We start from the raw sequence: 18,762 nt of genomic DNA, 5'->3' as shown, positions 1-18,762 counted from the left end.
AGCTTGGTGTAGTTTCACCAAGCTGTCTTTATGCTTACATAGGAATCAAAGTGCTTTTACAGCATCAACAATTCGTTTCACGCCTTCTTCGAGCGTTGCTCGTGGGCAGGCGATATTGATTCGCATGAATTGTTCGCCATCTTCACCGTAGTCAACACCAGCATTCAGGCCGACTCTTGCCTTTTCAATCATAAACTTTTTCAATTCCTTACTATCCATCTCAAGGTCAGTGCAGTCAACCCAGAGTAGGTAAGTTCCTTCTGTTTTATTGACTTTTAATTGTGGTGCGTGTTTAGCAAACATTTCTGTTACATAATTTGTATGATTTTCTAACAATGCAACAAGTTCATCCAGCCATGGCTCTCCATGTGTATAGGCAGCTTCCAATGCTGTGTTACCCATAGTGTTCAACATATTATGAAAACCTTGCTTACTAAATGTTGTATCGAGTTTCTTTCTTCTTTCCTTATTGGTAGTAATCACATAGGAAGCATCTAGCCCAGCAAGATTAAATGTTTTCGATGGTGCCATACACGTTATCGTTTGATCGGCGACTTCCTCCGAAAGGGATGCGATTGGAATATGATGTTCACCAGGGAAGACGAGATCACTATGAATTTCATCAGAGAAAATCATGACATCATACTTCAGGCAAAGTCTTGCCATTTCTGCCAATTCTTCTTTTTTCCAAACCCTTCCAACAGGATTATGCGGAGAGCATAAGATAAACGCTTTTACGTTATCTTTTAATTTCTTCTCGAAGTCTTCAAAATCAATCGCATAATAATTATTACTATGAACAAGTTTATTTTTTACTACTTCTCTATTATGTTCCGTAATTACACTGTAAAAGGGAGTGTAGACAGGAGTTTGAATGAGAATCTTATCCTTCGGTTCGGTAAAGGCCTGTACAGCCATATGTAGACTTGTTACGACACCTGGGCTATAGGATAGCCATGATTTATCAATTTTCCACTGATGCCTTTTCTGTAGCCAATTTAGAATGGAGTCTGATACATCGTCATCGATAACGGTATATCCATATATTCCATGCTGAGCTCGTTTTACTAATGCATCGTTTACTTCATCAGGTGCTTTAAAATCCATATCTGCAACCCACATTGGCAGAACATCGTCAGACTGAAATACTTCTTGTAGCAGGTCCCATTTAACCGACCTTGTGTTTCTTCGATCATATATTTCGTCAAAAATACTCATTATCAGCTGCCTCCTAATATTCATGTAGTGCTATTATATCAAAGAAAATAGCAAAAAAAAAAGCAAAGCGTCTAAACGCCTTGCCTACAGGGGGAATACGAGAAAGTCTTACATTTATAGTATTACCCGGTGTTGAAAATTATAAACAATCTTTTTGAACTTTTTTTGAGAAAAATAAAAGCACCGCATGCCGTAAGACATGAGGTGCTTCACTTTTTTATAATCGTTTTTCAAGTTCCTCTTTTTCTTTCTCGAATCCAGGCTTACCAAGCAAAGCAAACATATTTGTTTTGTATGCTTCCACACCTGGTTGGTCAAATGGATTAACTCCAAGCAGGTAGCCACTAATGGCACAAGCTTTTTCGAAGAAGTAAACCATATAGCCAAATGTATACGCATCAAGTGCAGGCACTTCAACAATCAGATTTGGAACATCCCCATCTGTATGCGCAAGCATCGTACCTTGGAATGCTTTATTATTAATTTCATGAATGGTTTTCCCAGCAAGATAGTTTAGGCCATCCGAATTATTTTCTTCTGCTTCCAAAGTCATTTCTTTTTTCGCAGTGTTCACATGTAAAACCGTTTCGAAAATATTTCTGCGCCCTTCCTGAATGTATTGCCCAAGTGAATGAAGATCAGTTGTGAAATTAGCGGATGAAGGATAGATGGCTTTTTGATCTTTTCCTTCACTTTCGCCAAATAACTGTTTCCACCATTCAGAGAAATATTGCAGGCTTGGTTCATAATTGATCAGAAGTTCAGTGACTTTTCCTTTGTTGTACAATACGTTTCTAACAGCTGCATACTGATATGCCGGGTTTTTTTCAAGTGTAGGTTCAGCAAGGTCATTCATCGCATCTTTCGCACCTTGCATCATGTCATCAATGGAAATACCACTTACGGCAATCGGTAGAAGTCCCACTGCTGTAAGTACGGAATAACGACCCCCAACATCGTCAGGAATGACAAATGTTTCATAGCCAGCGTTATCTGCAGATGTTTTTAGCGCACCTTTTGCTTTATCTGTTGTTGCGTAAATACGGCCTTTTGCTTCTTGTGCACCATATTTTTCTTCCAGATATTTTTTGAAAATACGGAAGGCAACTGCAGGTTCTGTTGTTGTTCCGCTTTTGGAAATAACGTTAACGGAGAAATCTTTATCTTTTAGTACATCAAAAAGTTCGCTCATATATGTAGAACTTAAATGATGGCCAACAAAAATAATTTGTGGCGCCTTGCGTTCTTCTTTGGAAAGCAGGTTCTGGAAAGAATGGTTCAACATCTCCAGTGCTGCACGTGCTCCAAGATAAGAACCACCAATCCCAATTACAAGTAGAATATCCGAATCATTTCTGATTTTTTCTGCACTTGTTTTAATCCGTGCATATTCTTCTTTGTCATAGTTTTCGGGTAGATCAATCCAACCAAGGTAATCATTGCCAGCACCAGTTTTTTCGTGAAGCATCTGATGAGCTGCTTCAACAAATGGACTTAAGTTGTTCACTTCCTGTTTGTCGAAAAACTTCAGCGCTTTATCGTACGTAAATGATACATGTGTCATTGTTATCCTCCTTGTGGCTACAGTAATAATACTATTTTACTTTAAGCTATTAGGAATGTGAAATCAAGAACAAAGAGAGTATACCCAATTATTTTCTGAAAATAGTATTAACGTAGAAAGAATTAATAAAAAAGAGGCATACGTGGTAGGTAAGTTAATATCCACCACGTATGCCTCTTTTTCCTGTTGCTTACTTCTTTTCTGATTGATCGATCCACTCTTGAAGTTTATCTTTCAATGTGTTGAATCCAGCTGTATCATTTTCCTGTTGGAATGTAGCTTGAGGTTTCTTTGCTCTTGCTGCTGGTTTTTTTGGAGCTTCTTCTGTAGCACGAATGGATAGAGAAACTTTATTTCTTGCTTCGTCAACGTTCATAACTTTAACTTTAACGTCGTCTCCAACTGTTAGGTGCTCATTGATATCTTTAACATATCCATGTGTGATTTCTGAGATGTGAACTAAGCCTTGGTTTTCTTCGTCTAAAGCAACGAATGCTCCGTATGGCTGAATTCCTGTAACTTTACCGTCTATAATCTGACCAGCTTCAAATTTGTTAGTCATGCTGAACAACTCCTATACCTATATTCGATTCTAATACACAATATATTATTATAGCACAGTTTATTGATTCTAGCAAAGTAAAAATAGAAACTATCGGTTGTAAATTACCAACGTGTTAGTGAAACAAGAATATCATCCTTCATTAAGATATGCTCTGATTCTGGATGCACATAATAATTACCTTCCCGAATAAAACCAAAAACCAGATTTTCCTTTTTGAGCATTTCATTCAATACCAGGTTAAAAGGTTGGTCTTCAAGCTCTTTTGGAAGTGTCATATGTGAAAACTGCTGTTGACGTAAAATTTGGATAATATCTTCAAACGGGGTTGCGGTCTTCCGATGGGAAAGTTCATGAAAGAACAAGCCACTCATAAAATCATTCGATCGTATAATAGTTGTAGCACCGGCACGCAACGCATTTTCAATCTGTATTTTGGACAAAATTTCAGCTACAATGGGAACCTTCTCATTATTTCCTCTAACTGCAATGGTAGATAAAATCGTGAAGTGGTCTGACTGACGTTCATTTTTAGTTATATCAGCACTGATTAACACGCGATCAGCATGGGCAACATTTGCTTTTTCCAGCACACTGTCTTCCGTTGCATCGCCGTTAATAAAATGAACCGGGAACTCCTGATATGACAAATGGTGTAACGTTCTGTCAATCAACACGATACGGATGCTTGGATGTTTTTCCGCTACTATATCGATTAATTGCCTTGTTCGTTCATTCCAACCGATAAAAATAAAATGATTACTCCCCTTGAATGGGAGTTTACCGTTTTCAAGATTTTGTTCATGCTTCACGGTTGCAGTGGATAAGGAAGTGATATAAAAACCAAGAAACCCACCCCCTGTTAGAATCAGCAATATAGCAATAATCCTGCCAGTTGGAGTCAAAGGTACATAGTCACCATATCCAACTGTAGCTCCAGTAATAAAAGCCCACCAAATCCCATCGAAGACGGTCGGGAACTGTACAGGCTCTGCCAAATGAATTAGAAATCCAAAAAAGGCCATAAGAAACAAAATGGTAACGAGCAGTTTCAGTGCAGTTGGAAGGCGATAATAAATTTGTTTCAGGAATCGAATATACATGGCATCACCTTGGAAATAAATGGATTTTTACATAGTATGTGCCAAGTTAGGGGGAGGTTATACTAGTTGTGTCTATTTGCTATTGTTTTATGTTACGGTATTTTCCACCCACAAAAAAAGTAACAGCAAAAAATCACTGTTACTTTGGAATGTTATTGCAATGTTTCTCTTAAACTGGTATAAACATCTTTCCAAAAGTCGGGATGGTCCCGGTAGGATTTTGTCATAAATAGAAACACTTCACTCGACTTTTCTTTAAAGTCTTCTGCATCTTTTGGTGGAAGCTTACTCAGTGACTCATCAACAAAATTTTGAATCTTTGTTGCGCGTGGTCCCCATTTAGCAACTTCATTTCCATCTTCATCAATAAAGATAAATATGGGGATGGAGCGAGATTTGCCATTGGTCAGGTATTGGTCCATCAGTTCTAAGTTTTGATCTCGTAAAAGCATCCGTACCTGAATACCTGATGCTTCAGAAAGTTTTAGAAGAATTGGGATATTAAGCATGGCATCACCGCACCAGTCTTCTGTCAATACAATTGCACGAAGATTTTTTTCCCGCATTTGTTCGAAAAATGCTTCATCCTCAGGCAAAATGAATTGATCATAAATATACAGTAAATCATCCTTGTGCTTTTCCATTGATTCAATATAAAGATCCGGGTTCAAGCCTTTTTCGAACCACTCATTCAAATTCATCATTTCACACTCCTTATAGATTATAAGCCTCTTAATTGGAGTTTACCCATTATTGAATGAGGCGTAAACAAAAGTGCTCTTCGGTAAAATCTTTGCTATCATGAAATTAATGAAATGTTTTACTCGAGGAGGAAGAAATGATGACAAAAATAAATCAGGAATTTTTACTAAAATTATTAAAAACGCCATCTCCATCCAGTATGGAAATGGAAATACAAAAGAAATGGATTCATTATGTAAAGGATTTTGCTCATGAAATTCGCACCGATAATGCAGGAAATGCAATCGGTGTATTAAATCCTGAAGCACCATTTAAAATATTACTTGCAGGCCATAGTGATGAAATTGCGCTCGTAGTGAATCGGATTGATGAGAGCGGCTACCTGCATTTTGATAAGATGGGTGGAATTAATTCAAAAGCGGCAGTTGGGATGCGTGTAACCATACTTGGATATAACGGAATAGTTATTGGAGTTATAGGTGTAAATGCACAGCACCATGGAGGTTTGAAAAATGATTTCGGCCTCGAAGATCTTTTTATTGATTGCGGCTATAAAACGAAAGATGAGGCAGAGAAAGATGTTCAAATCGGTGATCTCTGTGTCTATAAAACGGAACCTGAGATTTTAAAAGATCGTTATGTAGCAGGTCGTGGACTCGATAACCGGACAGGAGCCTTTATTGTTGCAGAGGTTTTAAAACGTCTTTCTGAAAAAGATGTGAAGGTAGGCGTTTATGCTGCAAGCACGGTTAATGAGGAAACGAATATGGGTGGAGCGTATTTTGCGGCAGCGGGTATCGAACCAACGATGGCAATTGCCTGTGACGTCACGTTTGCAACTGATTATCCGGGTGTAAACAAAAATAAGTATGGTGATATCACGCTTGATGGCGGTCCAGTACTTGCAAAAGGGGCACCAATCAACATTAAAATTAATAAATTGCTTGAACGTACTGCGAAAAAGCTGAATATGGACGTACAATATGAACTTACTCCGAGAATGACAGGTACAGACGCAGACAAAATGCGATTAACTGGCAAGGGAGTTCCTGTTTCTTTAGTTTCCTTGCCATTACGTTATATGCACTCACCTGTGGAAACAGCAAGTTTTAAAGATATTGAGGAGGAAATTGAATTACTCGTCACTATGATTGCCGATATGACTGGAGAAGAAAGCCTAAATCCGCTGGAGGATTAAAAACAAAAATTACAAAAAGAACCTAAGCAAAAAAGCGATAGAGTCCAATGAAGTGGATTATATCGCCTTTTTAGTAGTTCCGACAAAAGTCCTGCCTGTATTTCATGCCACGACCATAGAACCATTTCCTATTAAGAACGAATGACTATCTACGCATATATAGTCCTGTTTTTCCTATTTTTGGAAAAAATAACACCATTATACAAAATAAATATAGGTTTATAGAATCATTTATAAATAAACTGTTAACTAGATAACTAATAAATCCCTTATAAACCCTTACATACTGATAATTACATGCTATTTAGTGGTTAATGTTAGTTGAAGAAAACTAGGAAAAAGTCATACTAATCTATCAATTTTAAAAATTCAGATTATATTTGACGTAGTTCGACATTAACCTTTCTATTTATCTACTATACTGGCACTATCAACGAGAATCTGCATTCACACCATAGTGGGCTTTAAATCGACATGAAAATTGTTCGCATTTGAAAAGGAGGCTAGGGTGTTTTTTTGTGCGTTTAAATGTCGTATTTTCAGCTGGTATATGCATTGTTTTCAAAAATTGAGGGGAGGAAAAGATTTGAGACTAAAGAAAAAGCGTCAAGTGAAAGCATTTAGTATCGCAGCATCATTTTTAATGACATTTTCTTTAATTGCACCAAGTGTCGCGCTTGCTGAATCGAATAGCAAATCGCATTACTCACTAAATGATTCCAATAAGGTAGCAGAAGTTAAAGTAAATGACCGGCTGTTGAAGCAATTTAATGATGATGAAAAAGTTACATTTCTTGTTAAATTTAAGGAAACAGCTGAAGTAGAGAAGGTGGCTAGTGAAGCTAGGGAAAGTGCTACAAAGGAAAGTCTTTCAGCACAAAAAGCAGAACATATTCAGCGCTCAGCAGTAATTGCTGAATTGAAAGCAACGTCCTTAACGTCCCAACAGAATGTAAAGGAATTCTTGGAAAAGGAAATAGAAAAAGGAAATGCTAAAAATCTCAAATCTTATCACATTGTCAATGGTTTGGCAGTAACAGCTACAAAAGAAGTAGCTGAAAAAATCGCTACATTTTCTGAAGTTGAAAAAATCTTACCAAATGAAACACGTGAACTGTATACAACAGTTTCCAAAGATGCAGAAACACCAAAATCTGATATTGCAAACGTAGAGTGGAACGTAGAACGTGTTGGCGCTCCTGGTGTTTGGGATATGGGATTTGATGGTTCAGGTGTTGTTGTAGCAAGTATCGATACTGGTGTTCAGCATGATCACCCAGGATTAGCCGATAAATATCGTGGCTATGATGCTGCAACTGGCGAGGTAGATCATACGTACAGTTGGTTTGATGCAACAGCAGGTCAGGATGTTCCTTATGATGACCAGGGGCATGGTACACACGTAACTGGTACAATGGTTGGTAGTGAGCCAGATGGTTCAAATCAGGTCGGTGTAGCGCCTGGGGCTAAGTTTATTTCCGCTAGAGCATTCACTGCTGCTGGAGGAACAGATGTAGATTTATTAGCATCTGCTGAGTGGATTTTAGCACCTGGTGGGGATGCCTCCATGGCTCCGGATGTTGTCAATAATTCATGGGGTGGTGGACCAGGTCTTGATGAATGGTACCGCGATGTAGTTATTTCTTGGAGAGCAGCGGAAATTTTCCCTGAATTCTCTGCAGGTAATACAACGTTCTCTAACCCAGGTGGTCCTGGATCGATTGCAACTCCAGCAAACTATCCAGAGTCATTTGCAACTGGAGCTACAGATATTAATGACAATTTAGCTAGTTTTTCATTGGAAGGACCTTCACCATATGAAGGTGATATTAAACCAGATATATCAGCTCCTGGTGTGAACATTCGTTCAACCGTACCAGGCGGTGGTTATGAAGGTGGATGGAATGGTACATCAATGGCGGGACCTGCAGTCTCTGGTGCAGTAGCACTTATGATTCAAGCGAATGCGAGTTTAACGGTTGATGAATTGGAAGAAATTGTTATGAGTACAGCGACATCTTTAACAGACGGCACTTATCCTGAGGCCCCAAACATGGGATACGGGTATGGTCTTGTTAATGCATATGACGCTGTTTCATCTCTAGTAACTGGTCTTGGAACATTAGAAGGACAAGTAACTAAAGAAGGGGAAGACACAGAAGCTCCTACTTTTGAGCATGAGGCACCAATAGAAACATATGAAGGAATGGATCTTGATTTAAGCATTCAAGCTACAGATAATATTAGTGTTAATTCTGTGGAGGTTGTCTATGGGGATGGACAAGCTGTTGAAGCATCTCGAGTAACAGGAGATTTTAAATCCGGCGAATATGTTGCAACCATTCCTGGGGAAGATTTAACTGGTGATTCTTTTACCTATCAAATCGTTATTAATGACTTTGGTGGAAATGAAGTAATCAGTGATGAATATACTGTTGCAGTTCATCCTGGTATCACGGTTGGCTATTCTGCAGACTTTGAAACAGCTCCTGCAGGCTGGACACTATTCGGTGAAAATATTAGCTGGAATCGTGGTATTCCAACTTCTGGACCAGGAGAAGCAGTTTCAGGTGAAAATGTCTATGCGACAAATACAGAAGGAACATATAACAATAATGAGAACTCAACACTAGTTATGCCTCCAATCGATTTGCCTGAAGGAGAATCCTTCTTGCAGTTTGAACAATGGTATAACATTGAAAATAACTGGGATTATGGTCATGTGTTCATTTCAACTGATCAGGAAAACTGGACACAGCTTATTAGACTGACAAACACATCTGATGGATGGGAACAAGTTGAAATTGACCTTTCCGAATATAGCGGAGAACGTGTCTACATCGGTTTCAATTTTGATTCTGATGGTAGTGTACTAAGAGATGGATGGTATATTGATGATGTAGCATTATCAGATACATCATTGGAAATAGAAGCAGCTAAAGAGCCAATTTCACTTGGTGTAATCGGTCCAAGTGAGAAGGCTAAAAAGGAAAAAGTGAATCCAGATAAAATGCAACCTTTCATGACAAAGGATGAATCTGTTTCATTAGAGAACGAAGAAATTCATCCGACACTACTTCCATTAGGTGCACAAGTAAGCGTACTTGAAAGTGGGCGTTCGGCAAACACAAATCCACAAGATGGAAGTTATTCCTTACTACATGCAGCTGGGGAGTTTACAGTTGTAGCAGGATCTTACGGTTTTGAATCGGAAGAGCAATCCGTATCAATCGAAGCAGATGGTACTGCGGTAGCCGATTTCATACTGGAAGAAATTGATCAATACACGGTTAGTGGTACGGTTACTGATGAAGACACTGGAGAAGGAATCGAAGGTGCAACAGTGCTTCTTGTAGAAGATGCAAATATTGAACCTATCGAAACAGATGCTAGTGGTAGTTTCGCATTGACTGCATACGAAGGTACGTACACATTGAAAATTCTTGCAGCTGGATATCACGGTACTGAGGTTGAAGTGGATCTTGATGGTTCAGACGCTGAAGTAAATGTGGTACTGGAACCATTCTACACTGTTCCTGGCGGAGAAATTGGTTATGATGATGGAACTGCAGAGAATGCACGTGCCTTCTATGACGCTGGCAATGGTTGGGCAGTAAAAATGTCACTACCTGAAGGACAGGAATCTGCTATCGTAACGGATGGTGTTTTCCAATTTCATGGTACAGACTGGCCAACACCAGGGGGAACTGAATTTGCTGTAGAAGTTTGGGATGCTACAGGTCCGGATGGAGCTCCAGGAGAAAAATTAGCTGGACCGGTTGATGCAGAGGCAATCAGAAGTCTAGATGAGTGGACTGTTGTTGACCTAACCGAACATTCTATTCAAGTTGATGGTGACTTCTATATGGTATACATTCAAACTGGAGCAAATCCAAATGTACCAGGACTTGCAACAGATGAAAATGGACCAAATGCAGAACGTAGCTATCAATATGTTGGTGGCGCATGGGGACCATCTCCAGCAGCAGAAGGTAACTATATGATTCGTGCTCGTGTAGCATATGGAGTAGAAGATCCTGTAATTACTACCCCTGCAGAAGACTTCATTACGAATGAAACGGAGTTGACAGTAGAAGGAACTGCTTCTGCAACAACAACTGTTCAGTTATTGAATAATGGAGAAGAAATTGAATCTGTTGAAGTTAGCGACGATGGGTCTTTCGAATTCCCAACTGAACTGACAGAAGGAGACAATGAATTTCAGGCATTGACGTTATTAAACGGTGTAGTAGTCGGTGAATCTGAACCAGTGACAGTTACACTGGATACAGAAGCACCAGAACTTACAATTGATTCTCCAAGTGATGGAGATCAAACTACTCGTGAAACAGTAACGGTGGAAGGAACTGTAGCTGATGCATATCTTGACTTTGTAGAAGTTAATGGTCAAGCAGCTGCTGTCGAAAATGGAAGCTACTCTAAACGTATCTTGCTTGATGAAGGCGAAAATTCAATTGAAGTTGTTGCAGTAGATGTAGCTGGAAATACAGCAACTGAATCTATAGTAATCGAGGCAGATTTCACTGCTCCTGAGATCTCTAACTTAACACCTACAGAAGATGTAAATCTTAAAACTGGTCAAAGTGTCAAGATTGAGTTTGAAAGTGAACCAGGATTGGATGCTTCATTTATGATTCATATGCCACTCACAAATCTTGGGGTTGCGAATGCTACAGAACTTCCAATGATGGAAACATCTGATGGAACCTATGTAGGTTATTGGACAGTACCAAGTAATGTAACTGCAGATGGCGCAGTAGTAGAAGTAAAAGCAGTAGATGAATTTGGTAACGAAACACGTGAACAAGCGGAAGGAAAGCTATATATCGGCGATGAAGAAGATGAAGGCAATGGAAAAGGAAAAGGGAAAAAGTAAAGATTAGTCTAAAGCATACGAAGAGGGTGTGGAAGAGTTATATTCCACATCCTTTTGTTTGTTTTACTTTTTGACCTGGATTTCTGAAATTTTTTTCTTGCAAACCAGTGAATTTCTAGTATACTATAGTTAAACAATTAAATAATCGATTCCAATCTTCGGGGCAGGGTGAAATTCCCGACCGGCGGTGATAAGTATAATTACTTAAAGTCCGCGAACTGTATGGCAGATTTGCTATATGGTTGACCTGGTGCAATTCCAGGACCGACAGTTACAGTCTGGATGGGAGAAGATGTCGAGCCTGATTTTGGTGTATCCTTACACCATTATTTACCGATGAATTTACAACCCTAAAGCCCTTATTTGCTTTAGGGTTTTTGTGATTATTCGGTGATGTTCAGGGTAGCGATCCTTCATCACGAGAGCGGAATCGATAAGATGAAGGAGGAATAGGATGATGCAAAATACAAAAAAGCAATCATCAAATTTATTAAAACTTATTATTCTAGCATTGTTGGGAACGATTTCACTGGTCTTATTTTTTATTAACTTCCCATTACCGTTTTTACCAGCTTATTTAAAAATAGATTTCAGTGATGTGCCAGCATTAATGGCATCACTCATTTTCTCGCCAATTGCAGGTGTTATCGTAGTAGCGGTGAAAAATATTCTTTATTTAGCAGTATCGGGAGCAGGAGATCCAATCGGGGTTACAGCTAATTTCCTTGCAGGGGTCATGTTTGTTGTTCCTGTTTCGTTGCTTTACCATAAATTTAATGGTGTTAAAAGCATTATTTCCGGATTAGTGGCTGGAACAATCATTATGGCAGTAGGTATGAGTGTACTTAATTACTTTCTTATTCTTCCCGCGTATAGCTGGTTTATGGGCTGGGAAATGACAGATCAAGTAATCTGGACATCCGTACTGGTAGGTGTACTTCCATTTAATATGATTAAAGGAATTGTTGTTGCGTTACTATTTGTACCAATATTCATAAAAATGCGTAGCTGGATAGAAAGCCAACAAGCAAGATTTATATAAACTACAAAAATTAACATCAGAAAGCTAATCTCAGCAGAGGTTGGCTTTTTTTTACATAAAGAAATCACCCTCATGTTCCTAAAGGGTGATTTCAAACTAGTCTTCTTCTTCAACTAAATTTCTGGCAATCGGCATTGCTTCCAGTCTTTTTTCTGGAATTGGTTTGCCTGATTTTTCACTAAGCCCATATGACCCATTTACTATTCGATCAAGTGCATCTTCAATTTCTTTTAAATGATCTTGCCGCATAAGGTCCAATCCCGCGTCACGTTGCTGTTCAAACTGTTCAGTACCCATATCAGCTGGGTGGTTATCGTAATCAGCAAGTTCTTGAATCGATTCATTTGGTCCATGATTGCTATTGGAATGGATTTCCTGTTCAGTCTCATTTTTCATTTGTAAGAGTTTTTCTTTGAAATATGCAAGCTTCTCATTACTAAGTTGATTCATAATTCCATCCTTCCTTTCGTTACGGAGGCGCTTCTCTGGCACGTAGAATTAAATAAACGCTGCCAGAAGGAGTGAAATACCCAAAAGGAAACCATAAATCGTATTTGTTTTTGCGGTCGCTGCCATGGCAGGCATCATTTCAATTGCTTCTGTTTTACCTCGGAACTTCTTAATAACTTCACGAGCCTTCACAGAACTGAAAAATGTGATTAGTGACCAAAGAGGTAAATTCCCGGTAATAATTAAGATACTAGTGATTACATAGGCAATAATCATTAAAAAAGCGAGCAAGTTGACGGATTTTTCTCTGCCAAGCAACACAGCGATTGTTTTCCTGCCGCCTAGTTTATCTCCATCACGGTCACGAATATTATTGGACAAATTGATACTTCCGATGAATATTGAAATTGGAATAGAAATCCAAACCATTTCAGCTGTAACAGTACCGGTTTGTATATAGTAAGTGATGCCAATAATTACTGTTCCCATTAATACGCCTGAAAATAATTCTCCAAATGGGGTATAGGATATAGGAAGCGGCCCTCCAGTATATAAATAACCGAAAGCCATACAAACTAAACCAATAACTGCAATCCACCAACTGGAAGTCATACAAATATAGATGCCGAGAAGAATGGAAATGCCATAGAAACCGAATGCCAGATTCCGAATTCTCTTCGGTGCAATACCGTCCCGAACAATAGAACCGCCAATTCCAACGGATTCATCAGTATCCAAACCTCGTACAAAGTCGTAGTATTCATTGAACATATTCGTTGCTGCCTGTATGAGTATGGATGCAACTAACATAGCGAGGAATAATAACCAATCAATGGATCCTTCATTAAAAGCGATCATCGTTCCAACAAAAACGGGAACAAAGGATGCTGTGAGTGTATGTGGGCGCAATAGACGCCACCAAACGTGAAAACCGCCACGTTCATTTAAAGCCTGTTTAATCGTATTATTATCGGATGACTGCATGTATTTGTTCCCCCTGATTTATCTCTGCCAATCAGTATAATTTTAGGGAAATACAGGAGGCCTGTCAATCTATTCCGATAGGTTCTGGTGACAATTTTTATAGAAATTGAAGGCTTCTCTTGAGAATCTGATGAAAAGAGCATAAAATAAGATAGGATGTCTCTGACTTCAGGACATGACGGAGGTTAATTTAGATGATTGATATAAAGGAAAAACAAGTAGTATCAATACTGAGTGAGGCTATACAACAACTTCAGACAGAAGATGATACCAGACTTGTAAGTATAACGAAAAAAATAGAAGAAACAGATCCGCTTTGTTTCTTTGATGCAGCTAAGCAAATCGGAGGAAATCGCACATTTTGGACAAGTTCTTCCCAACAGTTTCTACTTGTGGGCGCTGGAAGCGCGCACCAAATCAGTGCAGAGAAGTCACGATTTGAGGAAACGGAAAAACAATGGGACTCCGTATTAGAAAAGGCATTCGTTCATAATCCATATGACGTTCCAGGGACTGGAGTCGTTGCACTTGGCGGTATGTCTTTTGATCCAAAAAAGAAACCAACGAAGTTATGGAAGAAGTTCAAACCGAGTAACTTTACCGTACCTGAATTTCTACTAACAAAATATGATAACAGCTATTATTTTACAATAAATATTTATGTGAAAAAAAATGATCATGCCAAGCAGCTGGCAGATGATTTAAAAATGATGGAAAGAAAGCTTATTTTCAATAATAAACGAGAAGCCGATAGATTGGAAATTACCAAGGTGAAAGAGATTGATCCAGAAAAATGGAAAAACAGTGTTCGTAAAGCTACGGAAGTAATAGGAAAAGGCAATATGGAGAAAATCGTGTTGGCCCGGGAAGTTCGGTTAAAATTCAATCGGAAAGCAGATATTTCAACCGTACTATCGAATCTTTTGAACACACAGCCTAACAGCTATATCTTTGCCTATGAAATGGATGAAGATTGTTTTGTTGGAGCTACTCCGGAAAGACTTGTAAAACTGGAAGGAACGAATCTTTTATCCACGTGTCTTGCAGGTACGGCTTCCCGTGGGAAAACAGAAATAGAGGATAGGAAGATTAGTGATGACCTTTTGCATGACGAGAAGAATCGACAAGAGCATGATTTCGTTGTGAAAATGATTAAACATGCAATCATGGATTATTGTACAGAAGTGAATATTCCAGATGAACCAGTCATCTATCCGTTAAGTAATTTACAGCATTTATACACACCTGTGACGGCAAATCTAAAAAATGGCTACAGTATTTTTGATATTATTAAGCAATTGCATCCTACACCTGCACTTGGTGGAACACCGCGTGCGGAATCGCTCGCATTCATTCGTGAACAGGAACTTTTGGATCGTGGGTGGTATGGTGCACCAATTGGCTGGATGGATAGTAATCAGAATGGTGAGTTTGCTGTGGCAATACGCTCTGCTCTCATACAAGGTGACGAGGCATCCCTTTTTGCAGGGTGTGGCGTAGTGAAAGATTCCGATCCAGACAGTGAATATGAAGAAACAAAAATTAAGCTGGTGCCTATGCTATCTGTACTAGGAGGCAAACACTAAATGAACCATATAGAAACATTATCAAGATATACAGCGAACTTTGTAGATGAATTAACAAAAAGTGGTGTGACGGATGTAGTTATTTCACCCGGTTCCCGATCTACGCCACTTGCATTGACATTTACGGAGCATTCTTCAATCAAAGAATGGGTCATTATCGATGAACGATCTGCAGCATTTTTTGCAATGGGAATCGCGAAGCAAACGAATCGTCCGGTTGCACTTATTTGTACATCCGGGACAGCTGCAGCAAATTATTTTCCTGCTATTGTTGAGGCACATTACAGTAGAGTACCATTGATTGTTTTAACAGCAGATCGCCCACATGAACTACGTGATGTTGGTGCACCACAGGCAATTGAACAAATTAAATTGTATGGTGATTATGTGAAATGGTTTCATGAAATGGCACTGCCTGAAGGTACGCCTGAAATGCTTGGTTATGCAAGAAACAAAGCAGCAAGGGCGGTGTATATGGCACGGGAAGGAAACCCTGGTCCGGTTCATTTAAACTTTCCATTCCGGGAACCGCTCAACCCAGACTTTTCTTTGAGAAAATTATGGGAATCTCCTGCTACAGAACAACAAACGCAATCCGTTAATCCAGTCTTTGATGGAAAAAAACGATTGGCAGCGCAACACGTTCAACAACTTGTAAAAGTATTGGGTGAAGGTCAAAAGGGTGTTATCGTTTGTGGACCGCAAACGGATCCGGATTTTGCTTCTGCAGTAACTGAACTTGCGCATATTTGGGGTCTTCCTGTTTTGGCTGATCCATTATCACAAGTACGTACAGGCAGCCATCATAAAGATCAGGTTATTGAATCCTATGATGCTTTCTTAAGAAATAAATCGATCCGTGAACAATTGAAGCCAGATTATATTATTCGCTTTGGTGCCATGCCTGTTTCGAAGGCATACCTTTTTTATGTAAAAGAAAACAAGGATTCCAAGCAGTACTTAGTAGAAAATTATACGGGTTACCGCGAACCAACTGGAAATATAACGGAATTCATTTTTGCGGATCCGGTGATGCTTTGTGAGGATTTGATTGCAGAATCTGCTGCATTTGATGTGGATGCAGGATGGTTGAATCGTTGGCAGGAAATGAATAGAATTTCTAAAAAACATCTGTTAAGCGGTACAGAAACTGCGATTAAAGAAGGAGAAGTTGTAAGAGGATTGTGCGACGTAATCCCGGAAGACAGTACACTATATGTCGGTAACAGTATGGCCATTCGTGATGTGGATTCGTTCCTAATGACGACACCAAAGAACATTTCGATACTTGCAAACCGTGGTGCCAATGGTATTGATGGTTTGGTATCAAGTGGTATTGGTGCGGCAACTACAGGTAAGCTGGTTACATTATTATTAGGAGATTTATCCTTTTTCCATGATATGAATGGACTTTTGGCAGCGAAGCATTACAAGCTTAACATTACGATTTTACTGGTAAATAATAATGGTGGAGGTATTTTCTCCTTTTTACCACAGTCGAACGACAATAAGCATTTTGAAGCACTGTTCGGAACACCAGTGGATATCGAATTCGAAAAGGCGATTACTATGTATGGTGGGAAATATGCCTTAGCGACAACTGAGGATCATTTAAAGGAACTGCTATATACAAGTTACCAGCACGAAGGCCTTTCCGTTATTGAAGTGAAAACAGATCGTAACGAAAATGTGGAATGGCATCGTGCGAAATGGCATGCCATTGAGAAGGAAATCTTACAAGAAGGGGATTGATATTTTTGTATTTTTCCAAAGAGAATGCAACTTATTGGTATGAGGAACAGGGGGAAGGATTTCCGGTTGTGATGTTGCATGGGTTTACGGGAAGTTCAGCAACATGGCAATCTTTTATCAATGCGTATGGTACCGGCTATCGAATCATTACGATCGATTTGCCAGGGCATGGTAAAACCCGCACCCCTTTGCTCCAATCAATGGAGGAGTGCTGCCGAGATTTACATTCACTTTTTCAAATGCTTCAATTGGAGGCCTTTCATCTAGTCGGCTATTCCATGGGCGGTCGCACCGCTTTGTCATACAGCCTGTTATATCCGGAGCGAGTGCGTTCTGTCGTTTTGGAAAGTGCATCACCAGGACTTGCAAGCGCTCGGGAACAAAGATTGCGCAAGGAGAGTGATGAAGTGCTTGCCGAGCGAATTGAACGGGATGGCGTACGATCGTTTGTGAATTATTGGCAGGACATTGCTTTGTTTCATACACAAAAGCGGTTAGCGCCCAATGTTCAGGAACAGCTTCGTGCGGAGCGGCTTTCTCATACGACTGAAGGATTGGCATTATCCCTACGTTCAATGGGAACAGGCAGCCAGGCATCCTTATGGCCTCATCTGGAGAACTTTGATATGCCGGTGCTTTTGATTGCCGGCGAACGTGATCCTAAATTTGTACAGATCAGTAAAAAGATGCAAAATCATTTAAAATCGGGTAATCTGGTTGTATGTGAGAATGCAGGACATGCAATCCACGTGGAAAAACCCGAAAATTTTGGTAAAATAGTAATAGGATTTTTAAATGCGAATAGGGACTTAGATTGAAGAACTACATATGATCTATTTTTAAGGAGGAACTTAAAATGACTGTAGAATGGCAAAATGTGAAGAAGTATGAAGAAATCATTTATGAGAAATATAATGGCGTTGCTAAAGTAACCATTAATCGCCCCGAAAAACGCAATGCATTCACACCACGGACTGTTCAAGAGATGATTGATGCGTTTGTAGATGCACGTGATGATTCATCAATTGGTGTAATTATACTCGCTGGTGCTGGAGATAAAGCATTCTGTTCCGGTGGAGATCAATCTGTCCGCGGACATGGTGGTTATGTTGGATCAGACAATATTCCGCGCTTGAACGTACTTGATTTACAAAGCTTAATCCGTAAAATTCCAAAACCGGTAATTGCAATGGTTTCCGGGTACGCAATTGGTGGCGGTCATGTATTGCATATTGTTTGTGATTTAACCATCGCAGCAGACAACGCAATTTTTGGACAAACTGGGCCAAAAGTGGGAAGTTTTGATGCTGGATATGGAGCAGGATACCTTGCGCGCATGGTCGGTCATAAACGTGCACGTGAAATCTGGTACCTATGCCGCCAGTACAATGCCGATGAAGCATATGAAATGGGTATGGTGAATAGCGTCGTACCACTGGAAAAACTGGAGGAAGAAACATTACAGTGGTGTGAAGAAATTCTAGAAAAATCACCAACTGCACTACGCTTCCTTAAAGCATCATTTAATGCAGATACAGATGGACTTGCTGGTTTGCAGCAACTTGGTGGAGAGGCGACATTACTTTACTACACATCAGATGAAGCAAAAGAAGGACGCGACGCTTTCAAAGAAAAGAGAAAACCGGACTTTAAACAATTTCCGCGTTTCCCTTGATCTAAAGACGGATGATCATACGAAAACCT

At 39.5% G+C, this 18,762-nt stretch carries 14 protein-coding genes and 1 riboswitch; of the genes, 7 read left to right on the top strand and 7 right to left on the bottom strand.

The window, feature by feature from the left end; translation table 11 throughout:
• Positions 1-45: 45 nt before the first annotated feature.
• The 5 genes from ACHABU_RS03770 to ACHABU_RS03750 form a co-directional block, all read right to left on the bottom strand.
• A complete protein-coding gene (locus ACHABU_RS03770) occupies positions 46-1,218 on the bottom strand; it encodes a MalY/PatB family protein (RefSeq protein ID WP_435762427.1) in 1,173 nt (390 codons plus the stop codon).
• Positions 1,219-1,435: 217 nt separating this feature from the next.
• Positions 1,436-2,782, bottom strand: a complete 1,347-nt coding sequence (locus ACHABU_RS03765; protein ID WP_435762425.1) for a glucose-6-phosphate isomerase — start codon at positions 2,780-2,782, stop codon at positions 1,436-1,438.
• A 190-nt stretch (positions 2,783-2,972) separates the two neighbouring features.
• Entirely contained in the window at positions 2,973-3,344 is a 372-nt protein-coding gene (gene yugI, locus ACHABU_RS03760; protein WP_435762423.1) for a S1 domain-containing post-transcriptional regulator GSP13, read from the bottom strand.
• Between the two features lie 104 nt (positions 3,345-3,448).
• Positions 3,449-4,447 (bottom strand): potassium channel family protein, encoded by a 999-nt coding sequence (locus ACHABU_RS03755; protein ID WP_435762421.1) that lies wholly within the window; start codon positions 4,445-4,447, stop codon positions 3,449-3,451.
• Positions 4,448-4,599: 152 nt separating this feature from the next.
• Positions 4,600-5,148: a thioredoxin family protein gene (locus ACHABU_RS03750; RefSeq protein WP_435762419.1), complete on the bottom strand. Its 549-nt coding sequence runs from the start codon at positions 5,146-5,148 to the stop codon at positions 4,600-4,602.
• Positions 5,149-5,288: 140 nt separating this feature from the next.
• On the opposite strand from ACHABU_RS03750, the gene ACHABU_RS03745 reads away from it, so the two are divergent.
• The 3 genes from ACHABU_RS03745 (at position 5,289) to ACHABU_RS03735 (ending at position 12,286) form a co-directional block, all read left to right on the top strand.
• Complete coding sequence (locus tag ACHABU_RS03745; RefSeq protein ID WP_435762417.1) at positions 5,289-6,347, top strand: M20/M25/M40 family metallo-hydrolase; 1,059 nt, start codon at positions 5,289-5,291, stop codon at positions 6,345-6,347.
• A gap of 550 nt (positions 6,348-6,897) precedes the next feature.
• Positions 6,898-11,244, top strand: coding sequence for a S8 family serine peptidase (locus ACHABU_RS03740; RefSeq protein WP_435763664.1), 4,347 nt, complete (start codon positions 6,898-6,900; stop codon positions 11,242-11,244).
• Positions 11,245-11,394: 150 nt separating this feature from the next.
• Positions 11,395-11,542: riboswitch (FMN riboswitch) on the top strand.
• A 159-nt stretch (positions 11,543-11,701) separates the two neighbouring features.
• The gene (locus tag ACHABU_RS03735; protein WP_435763662.1) at positions 11,702-12,286 is read left to right on the top strand and encodes an ECF transporter S component; all 585 of its coding nucleotides are present in this window, start codon (positions 11,702-11,704) and stop codon (positions 12,284-12,286) included.
• Positions 12,287-12,382: 96 nt separating this feature from the next.
• On the opposite strand, the gene ACHABU_RS03730 is transcribed toward ACHABU_RS03735, so the two are convergent.
• Together ACHABU_RS03730 and ACHABU_RS03725 are read right to left on the bottom strand one after the other, a co-directional pair.
• Positions 12,383-12,736 carry a hypothetical protein gene (locus ACHABU_RS03730; RefSeq protein WP_435762415.1) on the bottom strand — a complete coding sequence of 118 codons (354 nt, stop codon included), beginning with the start codon at positions 12,734-12,736 and terminating at the stop codon, positions 12,383-12,385.
• 48 nt (positions 12,737-12,784) lie between these two features.
• Complete coding sequence (locus ACHABU_RS03725; protein WP_435762413.1) at positions 12,785-13,720, bottom strand: 1,4-dihydroxy-2-naphthoate polyprenyltransferase; 936 nt, start codon at positions 13,718-13,720, stop codon at positions 12,785-12,787.
• 194 nt (positions 13,721-13,914) lie between these two features.
• On the opposite strand from ACHABU_RS03725, the gene ACHABU_RS03720 reads away from it, so the two are divergent.
• The 4 genes from ACHABU_RS03720 to menB are packed head-to-tail and all read left to right on the top strand — an operon-like array spanning position 13,915 to position 18,733.
• The gene (locus ACHABU_RS03720; RefSeq protein ID WP_435762411.1) at positions 13,915-15,306 is read left to right on the top strand and encodes an isochorismate synthase; all 1,392 of its coding nucleotides are present in this window, start codon (positions 13,915-13,917) and stop codon (positions 15,304-15,306) included.
• Positions 15,307-17,058 carry a 2-succinyl-5-enolpyruvyl-6-hydroxy-3-cyclohexene-1-carboxylic-acid synthase gene (gene menD, locus ACHABU_RS03715; protein ID WP_435762409.1) on the top strand — a complete coding sequence of 584 codons (1,752 nt, stop codon included), beginning with the start codon at positions 15,307-15,309 and terminating at the stop codon, positions 17,056-17,058. It begins immediately after the preceding gene.
• 5 nt (positions 17,059-17,063) lie between these two features.
• Positions 17,064-17,876, top strand: a complete 813-nt coding sequence (gene menH, locus ACHABU_RS03710) for a 2-succinyl-6-hydroxy-2,4-cyclohexadiene-1-carboxylate synthase (RefSeq protein WP_435762407.1) — start codon at positions 17,064-17,066, stop codon at positions 17,874-17,876.
• A 38-nt stretch (positions 17,877-17,914) separates the two neighbouring features.
• A complete protein-coding gene (gene menB, locus ACHABU_RS03705; RefSeq protein ID WP_435762405.1) occupies positions 17,915-18,733 on the top strand; it encodes a 1,4-dihydroxy-2-naphthoyl-CoA synthase in 819 nt (272 codons plus the stop codon).
• Positions 18,734-18,762: the final 29 nt, after the last annotated feature.

Origin of the sequence: Oceanobacillus sp. CF4.6 (genome assembly GCF_051262635.1) — a bacterium.
In the GTDB taxonomy this organism is placed as follows: domain Bacteria; phylum Bacillota; class Bacilli; order Bacillales; family Amphibacillaceae; genus Oceanobacillus.
The sequence above is the reverse complement of the archived record's forward strand: the minus strand, read 5'-3'. Positions and strand labels throughout refer to the sequence as shown.